Here is a 23,173-nt window from a genome sequence, read left to right on the forward strand (position 1 = left end):
CCGCCCGCCGGGAGCCGGAAGACTGGTGTCGCCCGCGCCCGCGAAAGGGATGGGTCCGTGACCACTGACGCAGCTGAACGCCACCCGCTGGCCTACCTGCTGGCCGTGCGCGGGACGAAGGCCGAGGCGTACCTGCTCCGTGTTGCCGAGCAGCACCAGCGCATGGGGTACGGGCAGATGGCGTACCGCAAGGAGAAGGCGTCCCGGTGGATCGCGGGCGTCTACGCGCCCAGCTACCACACCCAGCTCGCCATGGCCGCGCTGGAAGGCATCCCGCCCGAGGCGATCCACGCCCATGGCTGGCCGGGCTGGCTGCTGCTGGCCGTGCCGGACCACACCCTCTTCACCCTCCCGTGGACGACCTCGGGGGCGGTGCAGGCACTGGAGATCACAGGAGGTCCGGTGGACCGCAGGAAGTTTCTGATCACCACATCCGTCACCCTGGGCACCACCGTGGCCCAATGGTCAGCCGCCGCACCGGCGGGGGCTGCCCCCACTGCGGGCAGCCGGATCGGCACGGACGTCCCCGACCACTTCGAGCGGCGCCTTGAGAGCCTGCGCCGGCTCGATGACACCGTCGGATCCGGCGACGTCTACGACGCGGCCCGCACCGAACTCCGCATGATCAGGGCCACCCTCAAGAACGCGTCCTTCGGCGAAGGTGTGGAGCGCCGCTTGTTCGCCGCGGCGGCCGAAGCGTCCCGCAGCGCGGGCTGGACGGCCTACGACAGCGGGAAGGCGGCTGCCGCCGAACGCCACTACTCCACCGCCCTGCGGGCCGCAGCCAGCGCCGACGATCACGTGGTCGCGGCGAACACCCTCGCGTTCTGGGCCATCCAGCACTACTCCACCGGCGACCCCCGCGGCGCGGTCGACCTCGTCGAAGCCGCCCTGTCGCAGGCGCCGAAGACCGGCTCAGCCCGCCTGACCTCCATGCTGCACGCCCGCGCCTGCCGGGCCCACGCGCACGCCGGCGACGCCCGGGCCGCCGACCGGTCCGCCAACGCCGCCCTGGACGCCTACGAGAGCGCCGCTCCCATCGAGGACGATCTGCCGTGCGTGTACTGGTACAACCTCGGTGAGGCCCACCAGCTCATCGGGAGCTCCGCCCTCAATCTGGGCAACCCCAAGCGTGCCGTCGTCCACTTCCTGGAAGCCTCTACTGTCCACACCAGCCAGGAGGCGTACAACGGCGACGCCTTCCCGCGAGGTCACGCCATCTACCTGGCCCGGCTCGCCGAAGCGCACCTCGGTCTCGGTGACGTCGACGCCGCCGTGGCCACCGCGCACGATGCCGTCGACCGGATGGGCGGCGTCACCTCCGCGCGCGGCACCAGCACGCTGGAAGACCTGCGCAAGAAGCTCACCCGCCGTCGCGGCATCCCCGCCGTCGCCGACTTCCTGGACTACACCGACACCGAGTGAGCACCTACGGCTCTCAACGGAGTCCCACCATGGAGATGACCCCATGAAACGCCGCAACCTGCTGCGCGGCGCACTGGCCGCCGGCCTCACCGCACCGGCACTCGCCGCCCTCACCGCCGCCGACCAGATCATCTCCCCCGACGTTCCCCAGGACCTGGCCGACCTGGAGGCCGCTGCCGAGAGCTACGGGTACGGCTACCACGGCCAGCAGCCCAACAGCGTGCTGGCCGACCTGGTCACGGACTTCACAACCCTGCGCCCGCTGCTCACCGTCCCGCAGCCCGCACCGGTCCGGGCGCGGCTGTGCCGCACGGCCGGACAGATGGCCGGGATGACCGCGATCGTCTTACACGACCTGGGCAGCCGCCGCGAGTCCCGTGCCTGGTTCGCGACCGCCGCCCAGGCCGCCGCCGAATCCGGCGACGACCAGCTGCACGCTTGGGTCCTCGCCCGCGAGGCGATGGTCCCGCTCAACTACGGTGCCCCGAAGGCGGCGGCCGGCCTCGCCGAACGGGCCCGTCACGTCGCCGGGCACCGGCCCACCGCTGCGGCGACCCTGGCGGCCGCCGTCGCCGCCCGCGCCTACGCCCTCAACCACCAGAGCGAGCAGGCCCGCGCCGCGCTCGAGGCCGCCGACGCCCTCATGAACCGGCTCCCCGAGAGCGAGCGGTCGGACACCTGGCTGACGTACGGCGAGCAGAAACACCACGTCCACCTCAGCCACGCCTTCACCACCCTCGGGGACACCCGCCGCGCGAACGAGAGCCATCAGCGCGCCCTGGAGCTGTCCGCGCCGACCAGCGCCATGACGCGCACTCTGCTGAACATCGACGGCGCCGCCTGTGCCCATCACGACGGCGACACCGAGCAGGCGTGCCGCCGTACGGTCGACGCCCTCACCGCACTGCCCGTGGACTACCGCACCGGCCTGGTCCGCCGCCGCGCCCTGGACCTGTACGAAGCGATCCCCGCCCAGCACCACCGCGAACGCGCCGTACGGGAACTACGCGACGTCGTGACCGGCTGACAACTACCGCTTCCACAGCGGGCGGGCGAGCCCGCTCCCGCCGCAGTGGAAACAGCGGCCCGAACGGGCAGTTCCCGGCGTGCCGATGGTGTCGGCGGCGTCCAGCAGGAGCCGGGTAAGGCCGGTCAGATGGTCCTTGTGCAGGGCGAGGTCGTGGCGCCTGCCCACCATGATGTCCAGCGCCACATCGGGCCCGAGGGTCCGGGCGTCCCAACTGATGCCGCGCGTGGCGGTGGAGATCATGTCGTGTAGGTCGCTGGTGGTCTGCGTCCCGGTCAGCTGTATCCGCGACGCGAGGACGACGTCCGGTGCCTGGACGAAGGACAGGGCACCCGCCGGCAGGGCGAACGGCTCGAGGCCGACGACAGGGTCGCTGTGCGTACTGCGCAGCCGTGCCAGCGCGTTCCACATGTAGGTGCCTGGGCCGTACGGCCAGGCAGCCGCGGCCCCGATGTCCTCGTGCTTGTCCCGCCTGTTGCGCCTGATGCTCACGGGTCTCCTCAGCTGGCTATTGCGTCGACGTCTCCTTGGTACGCCGTGGCCGGGGCACAGTGCGTGCCTGGATCCCGGTCGTCCCGCGCGGTGGCACGGTGACTTCGGTGCCCGTTCCGCCCGCCGGGCCGGACAGCGGACAGCCCCCTTCGCAGCGAGGGCGTGCCCGGCGTCGCGTGCGGCGTCAGCGGCCGGCGGGCTCGGGGTATCGCTCGCGGCGCCGGTCCGGGGCGTCGACGCCGATCTCGTACCAGGGCTCGCCGCGCTGCAGCCGGGGCAGGGTGTTCACCCACACCGCGATGGCGATGCCCTGGACGTCGGCGGTGAGCGCCTGGCGGCGGTTGTCGAGCAGGTGCTCCTCCTTGCCCGCCAGGACGACGTGCAGCCGCGGGAAGCGTTCGGAGCGGGTGTAGCGGTGGCGCTGCCAGAACGGGAACGTGCGGCCGTTGGTGCCGCGGGCTCCCTCCCAGACGCGGTGCCCGGCGTAGCGCTCGTAGTCCCAGACCTCACGGGCGAGGCGGGCCTGGGACATGGTGCCGTTGTCGAGTTCGAAGAGGCGGACCTCGCTGGTCGCGGTGGGCTGGGCGAGGACTGCGTCGGTGTTGAAGCTCAGGCCGATCTCCTTGATGGCGTGGTTCACCTCCACTTGCCAGTCGGTCAGGGAGCGCCGGTTGCCGTAGGCGAGGATCGTGTCGGTCACCGCGACGCCGTGCGGGCCGAACCCGGCGCGAACGGCCTTCGCTCCGGTGCCGGCCTTCGGGCGGGACGGCAGCTCGTTGCCGTCGGCCAGAGCCTTCTGCCCCGCCGGAGTCAGGTTCCAGATCGGGTGCTTGCCGTCCTTGCCGTTCGTCTCCGCCAGTCCGAGCTCCGCCAGTTTCGACATCGCCCTGCGCACGTACGACCGGCCGTCCTTGTCCTCTGCCGTGATCACCTGAGCCATCTGCTGCACCGTGGCTATCCGCACGCACCCCAGCATCCGCAGCGCGTCGGCCCGAACCTTCACGGCCGTGGGAGTGGACTTCTTCCCCTTCGCTGACTCTTCAGGGGAAGGGAGAGAGGTGTCGGCGTGCCGGTGGAGACCCTGGCGGGCGGTGTGAGCTGCGGTGATGGGAACGACGTTGGAATCGTTCGCGGCACTGGACGCGGCACTGCTTCCCGCGCCGCCCAACGGGTGCTCAGCACCCCTTGTCGAGGTGGGGCGCGGCTCCGGTTCGGGCTGCCGGGCGCTGCTGGTGTACGTCACGGTGGAGCTCCTCATCAGGTGCGCGGCTCTCCCGACAGAGATCCGCTGTCACCTCATAAAGGTCCGGATGATCATGCTCGTGTGACATTCCATCGGACGCCTTTACCCAGACGTGATCATCAGGCGGGCGCGGTACAGAGCTCGGTGACGATCGTGAACGAGGTGGTCACCATCGGCACCGCCATGGCCGGGGGCATCACCGTGTGCGTGGTCTGGCCGTGTGCCATGCCGTTGCGGATCTGGCGGCCGTAGTCGAGGTATTCGGCCTGCCGGGCCGTCAGGATCCCGTCATCGGCCCCCTGCTTGATGACCTGGTAGAGCGGCTTCTTGCCCGCGTCCGGGATGCGGTCGCGCAGCACGATCTCCACCGCGATCAGGGAGTGCTGACCGCCACGGTGGAGAACTCGTAGCAGTAGTACGACTGGCGCAGCAGCTCGCGGGCCGTGTGCAGGACCGTCGCCGCGGCTTCGGGTACGCCGGCGGGCACGACCAGGTCCTCAACGAGGTCGTGCATGTCGGCGTAGCTGTCGACGAAGAGGTGGGCGCGTTCGTCCGGGACCGGGAACGGCAGCCGCTGCGTGGTCATCCCCGAAGTCTCCCAGCGGCGCGCCCCGCCCGGCAGCGGCTTTTCCTCGGTCGTCGCTCAGCGTGCCGGGACGGAGATTTCTCCCCAATCAAAATGGGCGGTATGTCGCACGTAGCGGACCAGGTCAAGGAGAAACGCGGCGCGACAGCCACAAGGTGGCGCTCACCGACGGTGCGCGGACTCTGTCCACAGGGCCGCGACCCGAGCATCGGTTCCAAGGTCGCCGCGATCAGCGGGGCGGCCCGTACGTGAGGAGCTGTCATGCCCGAGAACACCGTCACCACGCCGCTCGCTCCGATGGCACCGGACGACATCGCCAGCGCCTTCGCCTACATCCGGGCGATGCAGGCCGGGGACATCGACACCGCCTGCGCGGTCATCGAGGACACGGGCATAGAGATGCGCCGGCTGCTCCTGGACGTAGCCGCGCGCATCTTCATCCCGATCACCGCCGTGGACGACCGTGACGAGGAGCCGTGTGCGCACTCCTTCCTGGCAGCGGCGCTCGGGCGACTGCTCCTGGAGGTCCTGTGCCACGGCGACGGCGCCTGCCCGGCTTTCCCGCCGGGCATCGCCCAGACCATCGTCCGCTTCACCGAGAACATCCTCACCGAGGAGCACGGCGACGTCGCCGACGTGCTCCGCCAGTTGGAGGCCGTCGGGATGGAGCAGGCGATGGAAGCGCACCCGGTGCGCCGGACCACCGCGTAGAGCGCATCCGGGACGGCGGTGGTGCGCGCATGGTGCGCCCCACCGCCGGGCGGCGCGGCACACCATGCGCACCGTGCGCCGCGCCGCGCGCATCGGGTGCGCGCCACTCCCAGGTGGTGCGGCGCATGGTGCGCATCGTCCGCACCGCACTCGCGCACCAGCCTCACCGTGCACCGCACCTGGTGCGCACCGGAACCCGGCCGGGTGCCCATATCACACACCCCCTTGTCCGTGACCCTTTCGGCGGCTGTGGCGGGAGCTGTCAAGGGGAAACGTGCCGGGTAGCGAGGATGGTCTAGAAAAAACGGGTGCCCGGCCCGACCTGGTAAAGGTCGGGCCGGGCACCCAGGTCGGGCGGTGCGCATCCGGTGCGGCGCCGCGCGCAGGTGCGCACCGGGTGCGATGGCGGACATCGACGGTGCGCACCGAAGTAGTGGAGTCCACTCGGTGGGCTCCACTGAGTGGGCTCCACTCGATGTCGTTCGCCACTGGATGCCGGACATCGCGGGTTCCACTCGGTGGACGATGTCGTGCATCGTCACCACAACCAGGCGGTGGAGTGCCGCACCCGGGACAGGGCGCGGGCGTCGCGGCGTGCGGCGGCGTTGCCGATCCGGCCCTGCCGGGCGCGGGGCCGGCGGGACTCTCCGGCGGCGAGGCGGCGGCGGCCGGCGTCCTGGAGCCGCCTGCGCTGCTTGCGCAGCTCTCGCTTCTTCTCCGCCTTCGACTTCGGCTTCCGGGGCCGCTTCCAGACCGGCTCCCACGGCGGCGGCTCATCGAGGACGGCGGCCAGTTCTTTGGAGGCTTCGCGGGCGCGAGCGAGGGCGTCCTCGAAGCTGGGTTGTTCCGGGGTGCTCATGCGACTCCTCCTGGGGTCGGGCCCGGCGGGGGCTGAGCGCCGGGCTGTTGGGTGTGCGTCGGCGGGGTCGTCGGCGCGGTGGGCTGCGGTCGGGGGCCGTGGGCGACGGCGCGTTCCCGGACGCCGTCGTTGAGCTTGGCGGCCATCTTGGCGGCGGCGGCCTCGAACGTCCGGCGGGTCTGATCCATCGCGGCGACGTCAGTCGCCTGCTCGGGGACGCGGCCGGCCTTCCGGTCCGTACGGGTCGGCCGCAGAGGAGACCTTGGGGCAGCGGACACGGCGACGGCGTGCGGCCTGGAGCGGGAGCCCAGGCGGTCAGCGCGGCGCACCGCGTGGACCCTGGCCCTCAGCGCACCGGCGGCGAGGCGGGCCCGCTCGTACGGCGGGGCGGTCCGTTTGCGGGTCAGCGGGCGCAGCACGGCCTGGTCCTCGGTGTCGCGCGGGTACAGGGCGCGCAGGTCGGCGGTCATCATCCGGCCCCGGCCGACGGGGCGGGTGTAGTCGTCGACGACGGTCTGCACGATCTGTTCGTCCACGCCGGGCCGGTGGGGTCGGCCGCGCATGACGTAGGAGAGATGGCGGCGGGCTTCGGCGAGCAGGTGGTGGCGCTTGAACGCGCCGCGCATCACGTACACCACGGCGACGACGTCGACGGCGGCCAGCGCTATGTCGACCACCGGCCGGACCCGCGCCCACACCGCTGCGGCCACCGCCCGCGCCCGCTCCGCCAGCCGGTCGATGACGTCGACGCCGTGGGCCCGGATCGCTGAGTCGCGCCATCGCTCGCGCAGCTCGGTCAGCGACAGCAGTTCCGTGCGCTTCGGCGGACGTGTCCGGTCGGCGGCCTGGCAGCCCAGTGCGTAGGCGGCCCGCTCCCCCGGCGGGTGCCCCTGCTTCTTCTCGTAGTTGGCGGTGAGGACGGACAGCGCGTCCTCGATCTGCTGGCGGCGGGTCGACTGCCAGTCGATGAGCCGCTGGTCGATGCCCGCCAGCTCCATGACGGGCCTGCGGCCGGGCGTCACCTCGCGCGGCTCCCACGCCCACCCGAGCCGGGCGGACACCTCCTCCATGAAGTACAGGGTGTAGAGGGTGTCGGCCGCGACGATGTGGGCCAGCATCGAATCCGCCGACAAGTTGCCCCACGTTCCCTTGTCGTCCGGCCGCCGGACACGGATCGAGACCAGCGCATGATCGTGGAGAAGGGGCTTCGACTCCGCGGCTCTGGACTCGTAGTGCCGGAAGACCGCGACGATCAGCCCGTCCCGGACACCGGCCCGGTGCTTGCCGCCGCCCTTCCAGCGGATCTGAGCGACTGCATCCTCCAGCCACGCCAGCGTCTTGTCCCGGGCGATGTCCTGGCACAGCTCCAGCACCAGGCGGATCTCGTGACCCATCAGCGCCCACGCGATGTGGGCCGTCGGCGGGGGCCGGAACACCAGGTGCATGCCGAGCCAGGGGATCCGCTCCTTGGCCTTGTCGGTCTCGGGTGAGCGGTTGTGCTCGATGGGCCTGCCCAGCACGGTCGCCCGCCGGGCATAGGACGGGCTCTTGCCCTGCGCGAGGAGCTCGGACTCGATCCGGTCGGCGTCCGGGTGCCGGCCTTCCCCCAGGAGCAGTTCGGCCTGCCGCTCGGTCACCACGTCCCCGGCCTTGAGACCGACTGCGGCCAGGCCCTGGCCCTTCCAGATCCCGGGCGGGACACCGGCTTCGTCCTGGGCGGCGCGCAGCGACGTGCCCGCAGCACGGTGGCCGTCTCCGACCATCACGCCGCAGAAGAGATAGCGCCCGTCTCCCGGACGGATCTTCGTTTGGCTGATCATCGGCCCATGGAACCCCGGCGCTGACGTGCGAAAAAGCGCGATCCGGGGTCCTTCCCGCCGGGCGGGAGACCATCACCAGATCTTTACTGCCACGCCCGTCAGGCGGGCCGTCACGCCAGCCGTGGACGGGTGGCCAACGCCCCGTGCGGAGTCGTGCCCCTGAGCTCAGGGCGAAGAGGAGCCCACCAATTGGAGCGCTTCGCACGGACCGAACGCGGCTGGGTTCGGTCCGTGCGAATACTGCGCTGCGGCAGGATCAGCCACGACCGCGCCCTATCCGACGTATCTCCTTGGCCTGTGCCACCCCGGTGCTGTGTGACCTGACGGACTCGATCTGGCCCTCGTCGCTCGTTGAGGACGCTCTGGCTTTCAGGTCCGCGATGAGTTGTACGGCGACACCGCGCAGTGCCTCGCTCATATCGACGAACTGGGCAAGCTGCTGGAGGGCCTTGAGTTCCCCGGCGCGCACTGGAATGGAGACGACGGTGTCTTCGGAGAGCATGGCGTCGATGGCCAGGCGCTCGGCTGCGGCGTTCCGCGCATGGTGGAAGCGATCCCTGAAGGAGCCTTTCCTGTCGAAGGGCGCGAGGCGTTCGGCCAGGCCGTCGAGGTCGTGGCCGGGCTTCCGGTAGTAGGGGCGTTCGTCGCTGCCAGCGCTGTGAAAGTCCAGGAGGCCGGCGAGGAAGAACCCAGCCACCTTCGCGGGGGCCGGGGTGAGGCCGGCTCCCATCCAGCGGGTGACGTCTTTGGCTTTAGGGATCTCCGTGACGAGGGCCCAGCCGCTGCTGGTGTCCCATGCAAGGTGCAGCTCCATGGCGTTCTGCTGCGCCCCGTTCACCTGGGCGAGGACCTCGGGAGCGAGGTCGACGTACCCGCCGCCGTCATCTTCGAGGTCGTTCATGTGCTCGGGCTGGCAGGAGCCTGCATGGATCACGGGGTAGCCGTCGCGCAGGAGGAGTTCGGCGACGTCGGTCAGGTAGTGGCCGGTGCGGTGGTAGATCGCCCGATCGCGATCCGTGGGGATCGGTTCGCCCATGCGAGAGCTGCTCCTTCGAAGTTGATGGTGGTCAGGTAGGCGTCCTGACGACAGTCAGCCGTCGGTTCACGTGGCGGCAGGACCCTCGACGTAGGGGAGGCCGACCGCCGCGAGTTTGGTCTGCAGGTTGATGTCACTGGTCGCGGCGTACAGCTTGGAGCCGGGGTGTGCGGACTGCAGCAGCAGTGCGGAGGCGATGAAGCGGTCGTCGGGGACGTCCAAGTCCAGCCAGGTGGGGAGCCCGTCGGCGCGGGGTTCGATGTGCTCGAAGACGGCGTAGACGTCGCCCGCGACGCGGGCACCCTTGCGGACGTCTCCGTTGTCGCGCATCGCCTTCAGCCTCCGGTCAGCCTTCTTCGCGGCCTCCCGGCGCTCGGGGCGGTTGTTGCTGCGCTTGAGGTCGTCGATCTCGCGGAGCACCACGGGCAGGAGGTGCACCATGTAGCGCGGGCTATCGACGACGTCCTGATAGACCGTGACGTCGGGGTCATCCATCAAGGCGTTGGTGTCAACGACCAGCCGCACCGGCCAGTCGTCCTGCGGCAGCAGCTCAACGAGCCCACGCAGTGCGGCCATGGTCTCCCCTAGCCGCGTCACTGCTCCGGGGATGTCCTTGGGCGCGCGGTTCTTCACTCTGCCTTCGCGGACCAGCCAGTCCTCGAGCAGCCGGATCCCGTCGTCCATGCTGCGCTGTACAGCTGGCGTGGGATGAGGGAAGAGAAGCCGGAACCGCGGTGCCCAGTCGCGTACCTGCCGCAGGAGTTCCATCCGGCTGGCCTCGACCTCGGGAGTGCTTGGCACCCAGGCCCATGGATGACCGAAGACCTGCACCGCCCCTAGATCCAACTGCCGCTCTCGCACTTGGGAGTCGCCCAGGATCGAGGCATAGGAGGTCTCGATGTCCACCAGCTCGGACAGCAGCTGGTCGACGTAAGTAGGGGGCGGCGGCTTCTTGGGCATGGCCCGATCATCCTTCATGCCGCCACACGCCAGGCCTCTACTTCGAATCTCGGGTTCCGTGACCCATGCGGCATCAGCTCGTTGAGGTCGCTGGTGCCGCCTGACGCTGCCGCGACGGTGCCCGGCTGAGATCCTCCGGCCCATGACCGGAGGATTTGTAGGCCCTAGACGCGCCGCGTCATCGCAGCAGAGGGTTCGTGGCTAGCCACTGTCCGCGCCATGTCATGGGATCGCGCACGAGGACCACGATGGCATCACACGCACGGAAGAACGCGGCGCGACGGCAGGAAAGTCTCACTGGGGTGAACCGTCGGGCAGCGCTGCAGGACATCCGCAACACTCTCCCGCCCACTCCGCAGGCCCGAACCGCGGCAAGGGTGCCGCGCAGCGAGGCAAGCGCGACGGTTGTACCGGGAGAGCTGATCGCCCTTGTCCAGGACTTTGTTCGCTGGGGCCAGCGACACCTGGATGACGCCGTCCGCGCGGCACACCAGCACATCGAACGGCCGGGGGATTGGCACCGTCTGGTGCTCTACGCCCTCACCGACGCTCTCGCCTACAACTTCCTGCTGATCGGCACCCTGGCCGCGTATCTCCAGGAGCAAGGACTGGACGCGGACCTGCTGCGCCGTCACCTCCAGTCTCCCGACCCCGACCGTTACGTCAGCCAGGAAGCACTCGATCTGCTCGCCGGGCTGATGGGCAGGCCCGTGCCTGAGGGCCAGCGAGAGCCCACATGGCAGTTCGTCGGCAGGCAGATCGCTGAGTGCGGCGTGCAGCGAGATGGGGAAGAGCGTCGGCTGACGCGGGAGTGAGAACGAAGTCGTCGCTGTCCCCATGCATCGATGGCCTTTACCGCCTCGCCCTCGCCCGGCGCCACAGCTTTCACCAGCGCCTGCACCTCGGCTGGTCCCGGCCCTGGCCCTCACGCTGAGGGGCGGCAGCCGAATTCTTCCGGCTGCCGCCCCTCACTGTTCTTGGCGTTCAGTGTCTGCAGCTCCCCTAGGTGCTTACCGGGTAAGCACCTGTTGATCTTGTTGTCCTCGTGCTGGCCACGATCCTTAGCTGAGGAGCAGCTCAGCCAGTTCTTCGAGCTGCTGGGGGGTGAGGCGTCGCTTCAGTTCTGTGGCCAGGGCCATCAGGTTGTCTTCCGGGGGCGTGCCGTCGGGAGGGCTGGCAGTCTTGCTTTGAGGAGCACTGGCATTTGAGGCCGTAGGAGTGCTTACCGGGTAAGCACTCCTCGGCTTCCTTGCGGACTCGCTCTTCTGCTTCGCTCGCTGCGCCAGCGCTTCGTCAGCTGCGCTCTGCTGCTGCTGTTCGGGGAGCTGGCCGACCGTGCGGGCAACCTTCACAGGGAGCGTCTTGTCCTCGAGGGCTTTCTTCAGCTCTGGGGTGAGTTTCAGAAGGGCGAGGCGCTGGGTGACCCAGCCACTGGACTTCCCCAGCGTCCGTGCCACCGCACGCTGTGAACCGTGCACTTCAACGAGCCGCTCAAGTGCCTTGGCCTCGTCGAGCGGTTCCAGGTCTTCGTGTTGGACGGCTGCGGTGAGGGCAGTTTCCAGCAGAGTGTCGGCGTCTTGGGCGAGGGTGTCGTCGATATGGACGGGGGCGTCGTCAAGACCCGCGAGCTTGGCGCCAGCGAGGCGGCGGTTGCCGTCGACGACGACATAGTTCGCTGATGCGAGGTCTGAGGCGTGGTTGGGGTGTGCTGCCAGGAAGGCTTCGCGAGTGACGACGGTGAGGGGCTGGATGATGCCTCTGCTTGCGAGGCTGTCCGCCATCTCCTCTATGGCCGCAAGGGTGGCGCGGGGGTTGTAGGGGTTCGCCGCCAGCTGGTCGACGGGGACCTTCGGTGTCTGGGGTGAACTATGGCCTGTGACGGGTGTGCTGGCCTGTCCGGAGAAGGCGGCGAAACTGGCGGCGCGGCTGCTCATGGGCTGGGCAACGGCGTCGAACGTGGCGGAGCCGCCGAGGGCGTCGGCTTTGCTCATGTCAGCCTCCGGGCGATCTCTCGCATGTGGTGGGCCTGGTCAGATTCGGGAGAGTAGGCGAGAAGCGCCTTCTGAAGACGTACGGCTTCCCGCTGCTCCTTCAGGTCGCCGATGACCGCGAGGACGGGCGGTGCTCCGAGGCTCTTCCACTTGTCGAGTGAGGAAGTGGCGATGTAGCCGCGGCGCGAGTCGTACTTGTTGACCACGAGACCGAGCTGCTCAACCTCGATGTCGTAGTCAGCGGCGAGGGATACGACTTGGTTGATGAGCATGCCGTAGGCCTGTGCGGAGGTGTCTTCGGCTTCGACAGGGATGACCAGGCCGGAGGAGCTGGGCTTTTCTCCGTCGCGGCGTCGGCCGTAGTAGATGGCGGCATCCATGGCGAGCCCCAGGCTGGGCGGGGAGTCGATGACGATGACGTCGAAGTGTTCTTCCAGCGGCGCCAGGGCCCGTTCGAGGGCGGCGTGCCGGGGGCCTCGGAACATGGTGAGGCCGGAGTCGAGCAGGAAGGCGTCGAATGCTGCGGGCAGGATGCGGAGCCGGTCGCCGAAGCGTGGCTCGTCTATGACGACGGTGAGGTCGATCAGGGCGGTGCGCGCCTGCTCTCTGTTGAGCATGTGTGTGATGAGGCTTTCCCCGCCGGCGGGGATGGCTTTGAGGCCCAGTTGGTGGGAGAGGTGTCCTTGGGGGTCGTAGTCGACCATGAGGACGCGAAGCCCTAGCCGGGCTGCCCACCGGGCTAGGTCCTCTGCATCGCCGGCCTTGCTTGACCAATGCTGGGGGTCTTCTGCGAGCGCCTGGGCGAGGCCGGCCGTGACGGCGGTCTTCCCCACTCCGCCTTTTTGGTTGCAGACGATGATGCGCCGCGTGGGGGCGGTCTCGTCGTCTGCCGGGTTCTGCTCAAGCCAGAGGGCGACGGCTTGGGCGAGGCCTTGGATGTAGGAGACGCTACGGGCGATGCAGTCCTGCTTGAAGTCGTCGTACAGGCCTTCGGGCAGCCAGGTTCCGAATGACTCGGCTCCTGCCGTGTCGACTGCGGGGAGCGGATCCGGGTGGGCACGCCATGCTTTGATGCCGGCAGTGACGGCGTCCTGAACGTCTGTACTGAGCTGCGCCGCCCGGACTTTGAGGGCTTGTCGGAGGGAGGCGGGCAGCTTTGACACGAGCTTCTCCCGCTCACCTCCCGATGTCGGAGATGCCATGCGCGGCAGCATACTGCCGCTGGAGATCGGCAGACGTCAGAATGGTCCAGTATTCACCCGTCCTGACGTTAGCTCCTCTACGTCTGGGTGCTTACCCGGTAAGCACCCAGAGCTTGCGAGGCCTACGGGCGAGGCCGGACGACAAGCATCTGCCGTGGGGTCCCCTGAAACGCAAAAAGGCCCGTCTCCCCGCCTTGAACGGCGGAGAGACGGGCCTTCTTGGGTTCGGTTGCTCAGGCTCAGGGTGCCCAGGTCGAGTGCACGTCGTGATCGGGGTTGGGAAGGCCGGCAGCCGCCGCCGGGGCGGCGGGGTGTCGCATGGCGGTGATCGGGACGGCGCCGGGTTCGGTCTCGGGTGCCCAGACCAGGCGCCAGGCGCCTTCCCACTCACAGCCGCACGGGTGGTCCGGGTGCTTGTGGCCAGGGTTTTCGGTTGACCGTTGACCGCTTCCTCAGCTAGTTGCCGACCTCCTGGAGGGGATCGGGGTCAGGCGAGCGACGCCCGTGGCGGCTTCGAGTTCTTCTCTCAGCTTCTGGTTCTCCAGAGTGATTCGCTGGATGTGGCAGGCGGCGAGGGTGAGGGTCTCGGTGAGCTCGCGGTTGTGACGCTTGAGCCTGGCGTTTCGGGCGACGAGCCTGTCGTAGCGGGTCGGTTCGCTTGGGGCTCCTGGCGTCGGCGGTGCTGATCGGAAGGCGGCGATCTCCTGTGCGATGTCAGGGAAGTGGCGGCGGAAGGTCGTGTTGCTCATGCCGAACTTGCTTGCCAGGGCCAGGACGCTCAGATGGGTGCCGTTGTCGCCCACTCGCTGGCGGAGTTCGTCCAGTGCTGCCCGGACCCGGGATTCGGGGGGTGCGTCAACGCGGCGGGTCATGTGGTCTCCGGGCTGCTGGTGTTGCGACTGAGGAATGCCGTGATCTCGGCCCGTCGTGACGCGAGGCGGTGCTGCATGAGGGGCGGCAGCGGCGGTCGTGCTGCCAGGCGTCGGTCGATGCGGTCGAGTTCTGACTGCCAGGCTTCGGTGTTGCTGCTGGTCAGAGCGACGTTCCGGCAGGCGAGGGGTTGGCATTGGCCGTGATCGGGCAGCCCTTCGAAGCGGCCTCTGCGGGCTCGTTCGCAGAGTGCCTTGCTGTGGTCGTGGACGCAGGTGATGTAGGTGCCGGGATAGACGGCGGGGTCTTCCCGTTCCATGATCCGTTTCAGGCGCCGTTCGTCAGTGACGACCGTGGGCACGGGTAAGTCACGGCTCACGAAGTGCACCGTCCACCTGGGTCTGCTCAACACCCGCGGACCCTAACCGGTCGGTGGCTGGCTGCTCGCTTCCCCGACTGGACCGTTCGCCCTCACTCTCGCCGATCCGTCTGCGCCGGCTAGCCGGTCCGGCTCACCCATGCGGGCGCCACCAGGTTCGAGGGCCGCACAACCACCATCACGGCCCTGGGAGGGAGGAGAATGGGGTCTGTGCTGTGAGGGGTACTGACAGGGACCCCCACTGGTCGCCTCGTCTTCCTACGCTGGGATCCATGGACAACCGGGCCGAAGTCAGCGCATTCCTCAAGTCCCGCCGCGCCAAGATCACACCCGAGCAGGCGGGCATGCCGGTGTACGGGCAGCGGCGGGTGCCCGGGCTGCGCCGCGGTGAGATTGCGATGCTCGCCGGGATGAGCGTCGAGTACTACACGCGCCTGGAGCGCGGCAATCTCGGCGGGGTCTCCGACAGCGTCCTGGACGCCCTCGCCCAGGCGCTGCGGCTGGACGACACCGAGCGGGATCACCTCTACGCCCTGGCCCGGGCGGCCAACACCGGTCCGGCCCGGGTCCGACGCCGCCCGAAGAAGGCCACTGTGCGGCCCAGCGTGCTGCGCATCGTCGAGGGCCTGCACGACCAGCCGGCGTACGTGCGCAACAACCGCATGGACCTCCTGGCGGCCAATCCGCTCGCCCGCGCTCTGCTCAGCGAGGTGTTCGAGATGGAGCCGGCCAACACCTGCCGCTTCGTCTTCCTCGACCCCCGCGCCACCCGGCTCTACCCCGACTGGGAACGCGTGGCCCGCGACGGAGTCGGGGTGCTGCGGGTCGAGGTCGCCAAGAACCCCTACGACCGGGAGCTGTCGAACCTGATCGGTGAACTGTCCACCCGCAGCGACGCCTTCCGCACCCTGTGGGGCACGCACGACGTGCACGTCTTCACCGAGGGAACCAAGCGGTTCCACCACCCGGCAGTGGGCGAGATCGAGCTGGTCCACGAAAGTCTGGACCTGCCCGGCGAACAGGGACTGTCCATCACCGTCTACAGCGCCGATCCCAGCACCCCGGCCGCAGACGCTCTGAAGCTCCTCGCCAGCTGGGCAGCGAGCCAGAACCGAGACGCGGCCGCCTCTCAGGCCGACACCGAGCACTGACCCCAGCCAGCACCTTCGGGACTCCCCGCCTCAGCACCGCCCTCACGCCGGTCGGCCCTCTGCATCTCACGCCCGCCGCTCCCGGCGTCGCGTCAGCTCCGGCCATCGAGACCGCCCACTTCCCGTGCCGCGGCCGTTTACCCCGGTTCGCCGTGTACACGCTCACGCTCTCGGCATAAGGGGGTCCCTGCTGTTACCCCTCACAAGCGTGACTGTCTGCCGGACTCGGCTGCTGGTTTCGTGGATTGCGGCGGGCCTGAAGTGCTCCGCTCGCACGACTTTCGGCGCGTATGCCGCTTTGCCGGAACGCCTCCGGATGACCGGGGCCCGCGCCAGCTCTCTTGAAAGGATCGTCAGTGAGTTCCCCCTCGTCCACGAAGCCGGACCCCTCGGCCGCCGCACCCCTCACGGGTGACGGCGGCACGGCAGCGCCTGCCGGGAAGGTCAAGCTGCCGCCGGTGGTGTGGCTGCTGGGTGGCATCGCCTTCATCATGGGCACCAGCGAGTTCGTCGTCTCCGGCCTGCTGCCGCAGATTTCCGTCACTCTCGGTGTCAGCGTCTCCAGCGCCGGGATGCTGATCACGGCCTTCGCCGTCGGCATGATGATCGGCGCGCCCGTGATGTCGATTGCGACTCAGCGCCTGCCGCGTCGCTCGGCCCTGGTCGCCGCGCTGCTGGTCTTCGCCGCAGGCCACGTCGTCAGCGCACTCAGCTCCAACATGGGGCTCGCGATCGTCGGCCGGCTCGCTTCCGCGCTGGGCAACGGCACCTTCTGGGCCGTGGGCGCGGTGGTGGCGACTGCGGCCGCGGGACCGGCCGCCAGCACCCGCGCCACCGGCGTCATGGTCGGCGGCATCACCCTCGCCAACATCGTCGGCGTCCCGCTCGGTACAGCAGCCGGTCAGCTGGGCGGCTGGCAGACCCCCTTCTGGATGCTCGCCGCTTTCGCCGTGGCCGCCGCCGTGGTGGTGGCCCGCCGAGTGCCCGCCGACACCACACGTGCCGACACCTCCCTGCGCGCCGAGACGGCCGCGCTCAAGCATCCGCGCCTGTGGCTGGTCTACCTGGCCACCGCGCTCATCCAGGCCGGCATCATGGGTGCCTACAGCTACGTCGCCCCGCTGCTGACCGAGCGGGCCGGGATCGCGACGGCCGTGGTGCCGCTGGCGATGCTCGGCTTCGGCATCGGCGCGCTGGCCGGCACCACCGTCGGCGGACGCCTCGGCGACCGTCGCCCCTACACCACGCTGATCCCGGCCACTGCCCTCACGGCCGCGATCCTGGGCGCCATCACCCTGTGGGCGACCAACAGCGTCGCGGCTGTCGTCCTGGTCGTGCTGCTCGGCGCAGCCGGCTTCGCCAACAACCCCATCGTGGTCGGCGAGGTGGTCCGCATCGCCGGAGCTGGCCGGTCCCTGCCCATGGCCGTGGCCACGTCCGCGTTCCAGATCGGCATCGCCACGGGTTCCTGGATCGGCGGCATCGCCCTGACCTCCAGCCTGGGCCTCAAGGGCCCGTCGATAGTCGGCTTCGCCTTCGCCCTCGCGGCCCTGCTGCCCCTCGGCCTCCTGGCCGCCTCCCACCGCAAGACGAAATCAGCGCGGAGCTGACACCGCTTGGGGAGCCGGGCCCTCCCCGTCCGGCGACCATCCCGCGGTCGTCTCGGTCCTCATCGGCCCGCGCACGCTCCAGCATCTGGAGACTCCGCTGCCCGCAGCCGACGTGGTCCTGGACTCCGTGGTCCTGGATTGCCGCGCCGCGCCTTCCTCCGGTAGTCACCCGCCCGCAGTCCCTTCCCCGGCCACCAGGTGGTCGGCCGGGGCACCGCTCGGCCCGGAGACGTACGGCACCACTCCGTCGTCCTCCAGCCGCTTTCACAGGAAGTAACACCATGCGCATTCGCTTGGCTCACGCCGCAGCCATCCCCGCTCTCGCGGCCGTTCTCGTCTCGACCCCGTCCGCGTCCGCGGCCCCCGGAGGGAGCCCCGCGCAGCCGGTCATCACCCAGGTGAAGACCGCGGCCGCGTTCGACTTCGCCGCGGGCGACTCACCCGAGAACATCAACGTCAACCCGGACGGCTCACTGACCGTGTCCCTGCTGGGCGTCCCCGCGAACAAGCCGCCGAAGCTGATACGAATCACGCCGTCCGGGCAGCGCACCACCCTCGTCGACGGGCACCTGGGCGATCAGATCACCGGCAACACCCGCGGCAGCGACGGCACCGTCTACTACAACGTGGACTCCGACGACGCCTCCCGGAACGGGACCTGGAAACTGCCCCCGCACGGCCGCCCCCAGCGTCTGGCAGCCCTTCCCGATGGCCTGCCCAACGGCCTGGCGATCGATCGGGCGGGCCGTACCCTCTACGCCGCTGACAGCTACAACGGCACGGTGTGGGCCGTGCCCATTTCCGGCGGCCCGGCGAGGGTCTGGCTGAGCGGCCCGGCCCTCGCAGCCGACCCCGACGGCTCCCTGCCGCTGGGCGTGAACGGCGTCCGCTTCCACAAGGGCGCCGTATGGGTGAGCAACTACAGCCAGGGCAAGCTGCTGAGCATCCCGGTCACCGCCCACGGGACGCCCGGCCGCATCCACACCGTCGCCGACAACATCCCCGACTTCGACGACTTCGCCTTCCTCAACAACCGCTCCGACACCGTCTTCGCCGCGCAGAACGACCCGACCGACCGGGTCAGCGTCGTGCACCCGAACGGGACCCACGAGACCGCCCTGACCGTCGACGACGGCCTCGCCTCACCCACCACGACCGCCGTACGCGGCAACCAGCTGTTCATCGCCAATGCCGGCTTCAACGCACCCCACGACGCGAAACTGCAGAGCGGAACCATCAACCTCCACGCACTTACCCCGCATCCCCGGCACCACTGACTGGTCACTGACCGCCTATGCACAAGGCGGTGGGTGCCGTAAGAAGACGCCGTACGTGTGAACTGCCCGTGGGATGCGAGGGATGAGCTCCGCCGGATCGTCGCCCGGGTAGAGGCACTGGTGGAGTGTCAGTATTCGAGAGTTGCAGTATTCGCCCGCAGGGCGAGCAGGCCCGCATCCGGCCCGGTCACGTCAGCGGTGACAAGGCGTACGACTCTCGCCGTAACAGGCGCTGTCTGCGCGAAGACGGATCAAGCACGCAATCCCGGAGCCGAGGGACCACAGGGCGAACACTTGTGCTCACCTGTGGTTAGCGAGGAGCGGTATCGCCCGGAGGCTCTGCCCCCAGGAGGGCGAGCAGCCCGGGGAATCTCTTCTCGATGTCCGCGCGTCGTAGACGGATGCCCTTGCGGTTGCCGTAGGCGATCTCGTCAATGAGACCTGCCTCGCGCAGGACGCGGAAGTGGTGGGTCTGGGTCTGCTTCGAGATCGGAAGATCGAACGAGTTGCAGCCCCGCTCGTTGTCGCTGCGGTCGGCGGCCAACTGCGTCAACACCGAACGACGGTGCTCGTCGGCGAGAGCGCGAAACACCGCACCCAGATCGAGCGCATCGGCCTCCGGGCCGACCAGGTTCTTCCCGGTCACGCGGCACCCCCTTCAGGTACGACTTGCATCATACCTGAAGGATGTGCTCCACTGAGGTACGAAATATTTCGTACCTTGGTCCGATTGTGCTGCCCCGTGCCGCCGCGCCCAGAGACCCGTCCCCGGCACTCGCCGGGGATCTGGTCATCGACACTCCGAGAGGTCATCGTCATGAAGAAGCCCGAGGTGCTGATAGTCGGTGCCGGAATCGCAGGGCCCGCACTCGCGTACTGGCTCTCCCGGAATGGCTACCGGCCGACGGTCGTCGAACATGCCCGGCAGTTGCGCTCCGGTGGTGGCGCGATCGTCGTGAAGGGGCCCGCGATCCCGGTCGCCGACCGCATGGGCATCCTCCCGCAGCTTCGCGGGCTCGCCACCCGCAATCGGTCACTGACCCTGCTCGACCCCAACGGCAGGCGAATCCTGCAACTCCCGCTCACCTCGGACGAGGCGCCGACGGTCGAGGTGACCCGAGCCGACCTGTCCGAGGTGCTCCACCGGTCGGCGCAGACCGAGGCCGAGTTCTTGTTCGACGACACGGTCACCGCTCTCGACCAGGACGGAGATGGGGTCGACGTCACCTTCCGGCGGTCCGCGCCGCGGCGCTTCGACTTGGTAGTCGGTGCCGACGGGATGCACTCCACCGTACGGCGCCTGGTATTCGGACCCGAGCGGCAGTTCGTGAGCGACCTGGGCCTGTACGGCGCGACCGTGCCGCTGGAACCCGACGCCATCGAGGACCCGAGCGAGATGACGATGCTGACTGTGCCGAACCGCATGCTGGTCGTCCACCCCTCGCGGACCACTCCGCTCGCGATCTTCACCTTCCGGGCCGCACAGCCGGCGCCCCACGACCGCAAGAACATCGCCCTTCACAAGCAGACCGTGGCCGACGCCTACGCCGACGTGCGGTGGTGGCGGGCACCGGAACTCGTGGCGGCGTTCCTCGACCACCCGGCTCCGTTCCTCGACCCCCTGACCGCCATCCGGGTGCCCTCGTGGTCCCGCGGACGGGTCGTGCTGCTCGGGGACGCTGCGGCGGCGACAGCCCTGCTGGGTGACGGGTCCAGCATGGCGATGGCGGGCGCGTACGCCCTCGCAGAAGAGCTCGCCGCCCATCCCGGTGATCACGCCCGCGCCTTCGCCGCTTACGAGTCGCGGCTCCGCCGTGAGGTAGGTCCGCGGCAGCGACGCGTCGGTCTGCTCTCCAGGCTCATGGTGCCCCGCACCCGGCCGGGCCTCGCGGTGCGCAACGCGGTGGGCCGCGCGGTCGGTCGCACGAACCGGATCGCCTCTCGCGAAGCCGCGAACCGGTGGACCGAGTCCGCACCGACCGGTCACCGGTCGGTGCGCAGCTCCGCGGTAGCTCTCAGCCGGGTCGGCGCCGCCATGTCCGACGAGCCCGGCTCGGCGTAGTAGGTCATCGTCGATGCGGCAGGTCGGCTGCTGTCGGCCTCACCCACCGTTCCCGGCGCGTGACTACGACTTGTCCGCGACGCCGGCCCAGAGGTTCCTGACGTGCCCGATGTGCCGCGCGACGAGAGCTTCCAAGTTCTCGCGATCTCCCGACAGCGCCAGGTCGATCATCTCGCTGTGTTCTTCGGCGTTCCGACCCAGAATGCCCGCGCGCGCGACGGCCTCGAGACCGTAGAGCCGACTCCGGTTGCGGAGGTCCCGGACGATGCGAACGACCTCGGAGTTGCCGGCCAGTGACAGGAAGTGGGCGTGGAACTCAGTGTCGAGCTCGATGAATCTGACGAGGTCGCTCGCGGCGGCCGCTCGGACGATCCCCTCGGCTCCGGGGCGCAGCCCCTCGAGATTCGCCGCGACTGCCGAGTCCCGGGCCAAGGACGCGACGAGACCCATCGTCGGCACCTCGAGCATCAACCGGACCTGCGCGAACTCGTCGAGCTGCTCTTCGCTCAGGTCTGTCACGCGGAAACCCTTGTTGCGCTGCACCTCGACCAGTCCCTCACGGACGAGGTCGAGGATCGCCTCACGCACTGGGGTCGCCGACACCCCGAGCATCTCGCCGATCGTCGGTGCCGAGTAGACGATGCCAGGACGCAGCTGCCCCGCGATCAGTGCCGCACGCAGCGCGGCCGAGACCTGCTCGCGCAGGCTTCCGACGCGCGAGACTGTGCCGAGTTGCAGCGATTCCGCCGGGACGCTCGCGTACACCGTACGACCTTTCACAGATACCTCCGGGGGAGACAGAGTAGCGAGCGCGCTCTTCGGGGTGGCCAGGTGGCGAGCGGGATAGCGAACCCCTTCCTACGATGAGCAACCTGTGCAATATTACAGTGCAATATTACAGCGCAATGGCACACGCCGTATCTGGCGCGGCGACCTGCGTGCCGCTGGAGACAGGGGAACACCATGGCTAGGGCAACGACAGCAGGTGCCGCGAACGAGACGGGCCTGCTTCGAAGGCTCACGCAGTGGGGCGCAACCGCGGTCGCGTTCGCGAGCTGCGGCGCGACCGCAGGTCTGTTCAGTCTCTACGGGTTCTCGCTGAGCTCGTCGGGTCCGGCCTTCATCTGGGGGTGGCTGCTTGTCGCGATCGAGATGGGCGCGGTCGTCCTCGTCTTCGCGGAGCTCGCGTCGCACTATCCCTTCGCCGGGTCGATGTACCAGTGGCCCGCGCGGCTGGTCGGTGAACGGCTGGGGTGGTGGGTCGGATGGCTCTACCTGTTCGCGCAGATCGCCGTTCTCAATGCGGTCTACTTCGTCCTGCCGCTCTCGCTGATTCCGCTGTTCGGCCTACCGAACACGCTTCCATGGCAGCTAGGGATCGCATTGGGTGCGCTCGTCGTCGCGACTCTCGTCAACGGCTTCGGGGTCAAGGCATTGGGACGGACCTCGCAACTCGGCGTCATCGCCGAACTCATCGTGCTTGTCGGGATCACGTCGCTCGTTCTGATCTTCGGCCACTCGCAGTCCCCCAGCGTCTTCCTGTCCTCCGGGGGAACAGCGACGAGCCTGCACCAGTGGCTCCCGACCTTGTTCGCAGGCGGGATCATGGTGTCGCTGTGGGTCCTCTACATGTTCGAAACCGGCGGCACGGTCGGCGAGGAGACGGCCGACGCACGTCGTGCTGCTCCCAGGGCGATCATCGGTGCGTGGATCGGCTCGGTCGTGGTCGGGTTCTACTTCCTGGGCGCATTCATCCTCTCGACCCCCGACATCAAGAAGAACATGGCGAGCGGAACGCCCATCACCGACATCGTGAACCACGCCCTGCCCGACGAGTTCTCGAAGCTCTTCCTGGCGCTCATCGCCGGCGTCACGATCCTCAACGCGAATGCGATCTTCACCGCGACCTCGCGACAGCTGTTCTCGATGGCGCGCAACGGTCACCTGCCGTTCGCGAAGCAGCTCTCGCGCACACGCAACGGATCGCCCCTGACCGCGATCGTCGTCGTCGCAGTCCTTACCGGCCTGCCGTTCTTCGTCTCGCAGCAGGTGTCGGTCCTGACGATCGGCGCCACGGCGACCATCTACCTCTGCTACGTGATGGTGATGGTGTTCGTGATCATCGCTCGACTGCGCGGATGGCCGGGCGAGCGCGCGGCGTTCTCGCTCGGTCGCTGGGGTCTCCCCATCACCGTCTTCGCCTTCGTGACGTCCCTCCTCGTCGCGTTGACCCTGTTCTGGCCGCGCGACTCGATCAACCCGGTCTGGCACTTCGGGATCCGCGCGGCGTACTGGATCGTGGGCATCCCGCTCATCATGGGGGCGATCTACTACGCCTTCGCCGGCCGTCACAAGTACGCGCCCAAGAACGTCGACGTGGACCACTCGGCAATCATCACGAGGGCCGCGAGCAGCGGTGAGTGATCCGTCCTTTCGCCGCGCCTGTGTCCTCCGTATGAAGGGTTACTCGAG

Annotated in this window: 24 protein-coding genes and 2 pseudogenes; 12 read left to right on the top strand and 14 right to left on the bottom strand. The window is 69.0% G+C overall.

What is annotated here, in order from left to right; translation table 11 throughout:
• Positions 1-57: 57 nt before the first annotated feature.
• Positions 58-1,425 (top strand): transcriptional regulator, encoded by a 1,368-nt coding sequence (locus ABZ725_RS48300; protein ID WP_358808742.1) that lies wholly within the window; start codon positions 58-60, stop codon positions 1,423-1,425.
• A 43-nt stretch (positions 1,426-1,468) separates the two neighbouring features.
• Entirely contained in the window at positions 1,469-2,452 is a 984-nt protein-coding gene (locus ABZ725_RS48305) for a hypothetical protein (RefSeq protein ID WP_358808743.1), read from the top strand.
• A gap of 3 nt (positions 2,453-2,455) precedes the next feature.
• Here ABZ725_RS48305 and ABZ725_RS48310 read toward each other — a convergent pair whose 3' ends face one another.
• From ABZ725_RS48310 to ABZ725_RS48325, 4 genes are all read right to left on the bottom strand, one after another.
• The gene (locus tag ABZ725_RS48310; RefSeq protein ID WP_358808744.1) at positions 2,456-2,944 is read right to left on the bottom strand and encodes a hypothetical protein; all 489 of its coding nucleotides are present in this window, start codon (positions 2,942-2,944) and stop codon (positions 2,456-2,458) included.
• A 184-nt stretch (positions 2,945-3,128) separates the two neighbouring features.
• A complete protein-coding gene (locus ABZ725_RS48315; protein ID WP_358808745.1) occupies positions 3,129-3,947 on the bottom strand; it encodes a replication-relaxation family protein in 819 nt (272 codons plus the stop codon).
• Positions 3,948-4,306: 359 nt separating this feature from the next.
• Complete coding sequence (locus ABZ725_RS48320; RefSeq protein ID WP_358808746.1) at positions 4,307-4,555, bottom strand: hypothetical protein; 249 nt, start codon at positions 4,553-4,555, stop codon at positions 4,307-4,309.
• Between the two features lie 5 nt (positions 4,556-4,560).
• A complete protein-coding gene (locus tag ABZ725_RS48325; protein WP_358808747.1) occupies positions 4,561-4,773 on the bottom strand; it encodes a hypothetical protein in 213 nt (70 codons plus the stop codon).
• 102 nt (positions 4,774-4,875) lie between these two features.
• On the opposite strand from ABZ725_RS48325, the gene ABZ725_RS48330 reads away from it, so the two are divergent.
• Positions 4,876-5,025, top strand: coding sequence for a hypothetical protein (locus ABZ725_RS48330; RefSeq protein WP_358808748.1), 150 nt, complete (start codon positions 4,876-4,878; stop codon positions 5,023-5,025).
• Between the two features lie 9 nt (positions 5,026-5,034).
• A complete protein-coding gene (locus ABZ725_RS48335; RefSeq protein WP_358808749.1) occupies positions 5,035-5,484 on the top strand; it encodes a hypothetical protein in 450 nt (149 codons plus the stop codon).
• Positions 5,485-6,022: 538 nt separating this feature from the next.
• Here ABZ725_RS48335 and ABZ725_RS48340 read toward each other — a convergent pair.
• The 4 genes from ABZ725_RS48340 to ABZ725_RS48355 form a co-directional block, all read right to left on the bottom strand.
• Entirely contained in the window at positions 6,023-6,343 is a 321-nt protein-coding gene (locus ABZ725_RS48340) for a hypothetical protein (protein WP_358808750.1), read from the bottom strand.
• Complete coding sequence (gene mobF, locus ABZ725_RS48345; protein ID WP_358808751.1) at positions 6,340-8,163, bottom strand: MobF family relaxase; 1,824 nt, start codon at positions 8,161-8,163, stop codon at positions 6,340-6,342. Before mobF ends, ABZ725_RS48340 begins: the two co-directional genes overlap by 4 nt.
• 256 nt (positions 8,164-8,419) lie before the next feature.
• The gene (locus ABZ725_RS48350) at positions 8,420-9,199 is read right to left on the bottom strand and encodes a DUF6292 family protein (protein WP_358808752.1); all 780 of its coding nucleotides are present in this window, start codon (positions 9,197-9,199) and stop codon (positions 8,420-8,422) included.
• Between the two features lie 66 nt (positions 9,200-9,265).
• Positions 9,266-10,159 carry a PIN domain-containing protein gene (locus ABZ725_RS48355; RefSeq protein WP_358808753.1) on the bottom strand — a complete coding sequence of 298 codons (894 nt, stop codon included), beginning with the start codon at positions 10,157-10,159 and terminating at the stop codon, positions 9,266-9,268.
• Between the two features lie 248 nt (positions 10,160-10,407).
• Here ABZ725_RS48355 and ABZ725_RS48360 point away from each other — a divergent pair, with 248 nt between their 5' ends.
• A complete protein-coding gene (locus ABZ725_RS48360; protein ID WP_358808754.1) occupies positions 10,408-10,974 on the top strand; it encodes a hypothetical protein in 567 nt (188 codons plus the stop codon).
• Positions 10,975-11,220: 246 nt separating this feature from the next.
• On the opposite strand, the gene ABZ725_RS48365 is transcribed toward ABZ725_RS48360, so the two are convergent.
• From ABZ725_RS48365 to ABZ725_RS48380, 4 genes are all read right to left on the bottom strand, one after another.
• Positions 11,221-12,150 carry a ParB/RepB/Spo0J family partition protein gene (locus ABZ725_RS48365; protein ID WP_358808755.1) on the bottom strand — a complete coding sequence of 310 codons (930 nt, stop codon included), beginning with the start codon at positions 12,148-12,150 and terminating at the stop codon, positions 11,221-11,223.
• Positions 12,147-13,352 carry a ParA family protein gene (locus tag ABZ725_RS48370; protein ID WP_358808756.1) on the bottom strand — a complete coding sequence of 402 codons (1,206 nt, stop codon included), beginning with the start codon at positions 13,350-13,352 and terminating at the stop codon, positions 12,147-12,149. Before ABZ725_RS48370 ends, ABZ725_RS48365 begins: the two co-directional genes overlap by 4 nt.
• Before the next feature lie 452 nt (positions 13,353-13,804).
• Positions 13,805-14,224, bottom strand: a complete 420-nt coding sequence (locus ABZ725_RS48375) for a hypothetical protein (protein ID WP_358808757.1) — start codon at positions 14,222-14,224, stop codon at positions 13,805-13,807.
• The gene (locus ABZ725_RS48380) at positions 14,221-14,583 is read right to left on the bottom strand and encodes a hypothetical protein (RefSeq protein ID WP_358808758.1); all 363 of its coding nucleotides are present in this window, start codon (positions 14,581-14,583) and stop codon (positions 14,221-14,223) included. Before ABZ725_RS48380 ends, ABZ725_RS48375 begins: the two co-directional genes overlap by 4 nt.
• Positions 14,584-14,873: 290 nt before the next feature.
• On the opposite strand from ABZ725_RS48380, the gene ABZ725_RS48385 reads away from it, so the two are divergent.
• From ABZ725_RS48385 to ABZ725_RS48405, 5 genes and pseudogenes are all read left to right on the top strand, one after another.
• Positions 14,874-15,752: a helix-turn-helix transcriptional regulator gene (locus tag ABZ725_RS48385; RefSeq protein ID WP_358808759.1), complete on the top strand. Its 879-nt coding sequence runs from the start codon at positions 14,874-14,876 to the stop codon at positions 15,750-15,752.
• A gap of 356 nt (positions 15,753-16,108) precedes the next feature.
• Complete coding sequence (locus tag ABZ725_RS48390; RefSeq protein WP_358808760.1) at positions 16,109-17,362, top strand: MFS transporter; 1,254 nt, start codon at positions 16,109-16,111, stop codon at positions 17,360-17,362.
• Positions 17,363-17,399: 37 nt separating this feature from the next.
• Positions 17,400-17,501 (top strand): annotated as a pseudogene (locus tag ABZ725_RS48395) (aldo/keto reductase); the annotation flags it as partial.
• Between the two features lie 142 nt (positions 17,502-17,643).
• Entirely contained in the window at positions 17,644-18,639 is a 996-nt protein-coding gene (locus ABZ725_RS48400; RefSeq protein WP_358808761.1) for a hypothetical protein, read from the top strand.
• 161 nt (positions 18,640-18,800) lie between these two features.
• Positions 18,801-18,931, top strand: a pseudogene (locus tag ABZ725_RS48405) (IS5/IS1182 family transposase); the annotation flags it as partial.
• 18 nt (positions 18,932-18,949) lie between these two features.
• Here the strand turns inward: ABZ725_RS48405 and ABZ725_RS48410 are convergent.
• Entirely contained in the window at positions 18,950-19,285 is a 336-nt protein-coding gene (locus tag ABZ725_RS48410) for a winged helix-turn-helix domain-containing protein (protein WP_358808762.1), read from the bottom strand.
• 171 nt (positions 19,286-19,456) lie between these two features.
• Between ABZ725_RS48410 and ABZ725_RS48415 the strand changes: the two genes are divergently transcribed.
• A complete protein-coding gene (locus ABZ725_RS48415; RefSeq protein WP_358808763.1) occupies positions 19,457-20,701 on the top strand; it encodes an FAD-dependent monooxygenase in 1,245 nt (414 codons plus the stop codon).
• 63 nt (positions 20,702-20,764) lie between these two features.
• Here the strand turns inward: ABZ725_RS48415 and ABZ725_RS48420 are convergent, their stop codons facing one another.
• A complete protein-coding gene (locus tag ABZ725_RS48420) occupies positions 20,765-21,466 on the bottom strand; it encodes a GntR family transcriptional regulator (protein ID WP_358808764.1) in 702 nt (233 codons plus the stop codon).
• A gap of 198 nt (positions 21,467-21,664) precedes the next feature.
• Between ABZ725_RS48420 and ABZ725_RS48425 the strand changes: the two genes are divergently transcribed.
• Positions 21,665-23,125: an amino acid permease gene (locus ABZ725_RS48425; RefSeq protein WP_358808765.1), complete on the top strand. Its 1,461-nt coding sequence runs from the start codon at positions 21,665-21,667 to the stop codon at positions 23,123-23,125.
• Positions 23,126-23,173 lie beyond the last annotated feature (48 nt).

The sequence above is a fragment of the Streptomyces sp. NPDC006872 genome (assembly GCF_040635845.1).
Classification (GTDB): domain Bacteria; phylum Actinomycetota; class Actinomycetes; order Streptomycetales; family Streptomycetaceae; genus Streptomyces.

Excerpts from the sequence above, each read along its gene's own strand:
- ABZ725_RS48415 (WP_358808763.1), top strand. The coding sequence starts at position 19,457 with ATGAAGAAGCCCGAGGTGCTGATAGTCGGTGCCGGAATCGCAGGGCCC.
- ABZ725_RS48335 (WP_358808749.1), top strand. The coding sequence starts at position 5,035 with ATGCCCGAGAACACCGTCACCACGCCGCTCGCTCCGATGGCACCGGAC.
- ABZ725_RS48350 (WP_358808752.1), bottom strand. The coding sequence starts at position 9,199 with ATGGGCGAACCGATCCCCACGGATCGCGATCGGGCGATCTACCACCGC.
- ABZ725_RS48365 (WP_358808755.1), bottom strand. The coding sequence starts at position 12,150 with ATGAGCAAAGCCGACGCCCTCGGCGGCTCCGCCACGTTCGACGCCGTT.
- ABZ725_RS48370 (WP_358808756.1), bottom strand. The coding sequence starts at position 13,352 with ATGGCATCTCCGACATCGGGAGGTGAGCGGGAGAAGCTCGTGTCAAAG.
- ABZ725_RS48325 (WP_358808747.1), bottom strand. The coding sequence starts at position 4,773 with ATGACCACGCAGCGGCTGCCGTTCCCGGTCCCGGACGAACGCGCCCAC.
- ABZ725_RS48375 (WP_358808757.1), bottom strand. The coding sequence starts at position 14,224 with ATGACCCGCCGCGTTGACGCACCCCCCGAATCCCGGGTCCGGGCAGCA.
- ABZ725_RS48385 (WP_358808759.1), top strand. The coding sequence starts at position 14,874 with ATGGACAACCGGGCCGAAGTCAGCGCATTCCTCAAGTCCCGCCGCGCC.
- ABZ725_RS48425 (WP_358808765.1), top strand. The coding sequence starts at position 21,665 with ATGGCTAGGGCAACGACAGCAGGTGCCGCGAACGAGACGGGCCTGCTT.
- ABZ725_RS48340 (WP_358808750.1), bottom strand. The coding sequence starts at position 6,343 with ATGAGCACCCCGGAACAACCCAGCTTCGAGGACGCCCTCGCTCGCGCC.
- ABZ725_RS48355 (WP_358808753.1), bottom strand. The coding sequence starts at position 10,159 with ATGCCCAAGAAGCCGCCGCCCCCTACTTACGTCGACCAGCTGCTGTCC.
- ABZ725_RS48330 (WP_358808748.1), top strand. The coding sequence starts at position 4,876 with ATGTCGCACGTAGCGGACCAGGTCAAGGAGAAACGCGGCGCGACAGCC.
- ABZ725_RS48360 (WP_358808754.1), top strand. The coding sequence starts at position 10,408 with ATGGCATCACACGCACGGAAGAACGCGGCGCGACGGCAGGAAAGTCTC.
- ABZ725_RS48400 (WP_358808761.1), top strand. The coding sequence starts at position 17,644 with ATGCGCATTCGCTTGGCTCACGCCGCAGCCATCCCCGCTCTCGCGGCC.
- ABZ725_RS48305 (WP_358808743.1), top strand. The coding sequence starts at position 1,469 with ATGAAACGCCGCAACCTGCTGCGCGGCGCACTGGCCGCCGGCCTCACC.
- mobF (WP_358808751.1), bottom strand. The coding sequence starts at position 8,163 with ATGATCAGCCAAACGAAGATCCGTCCGGGAGACGGGCGCTATCTCTTC.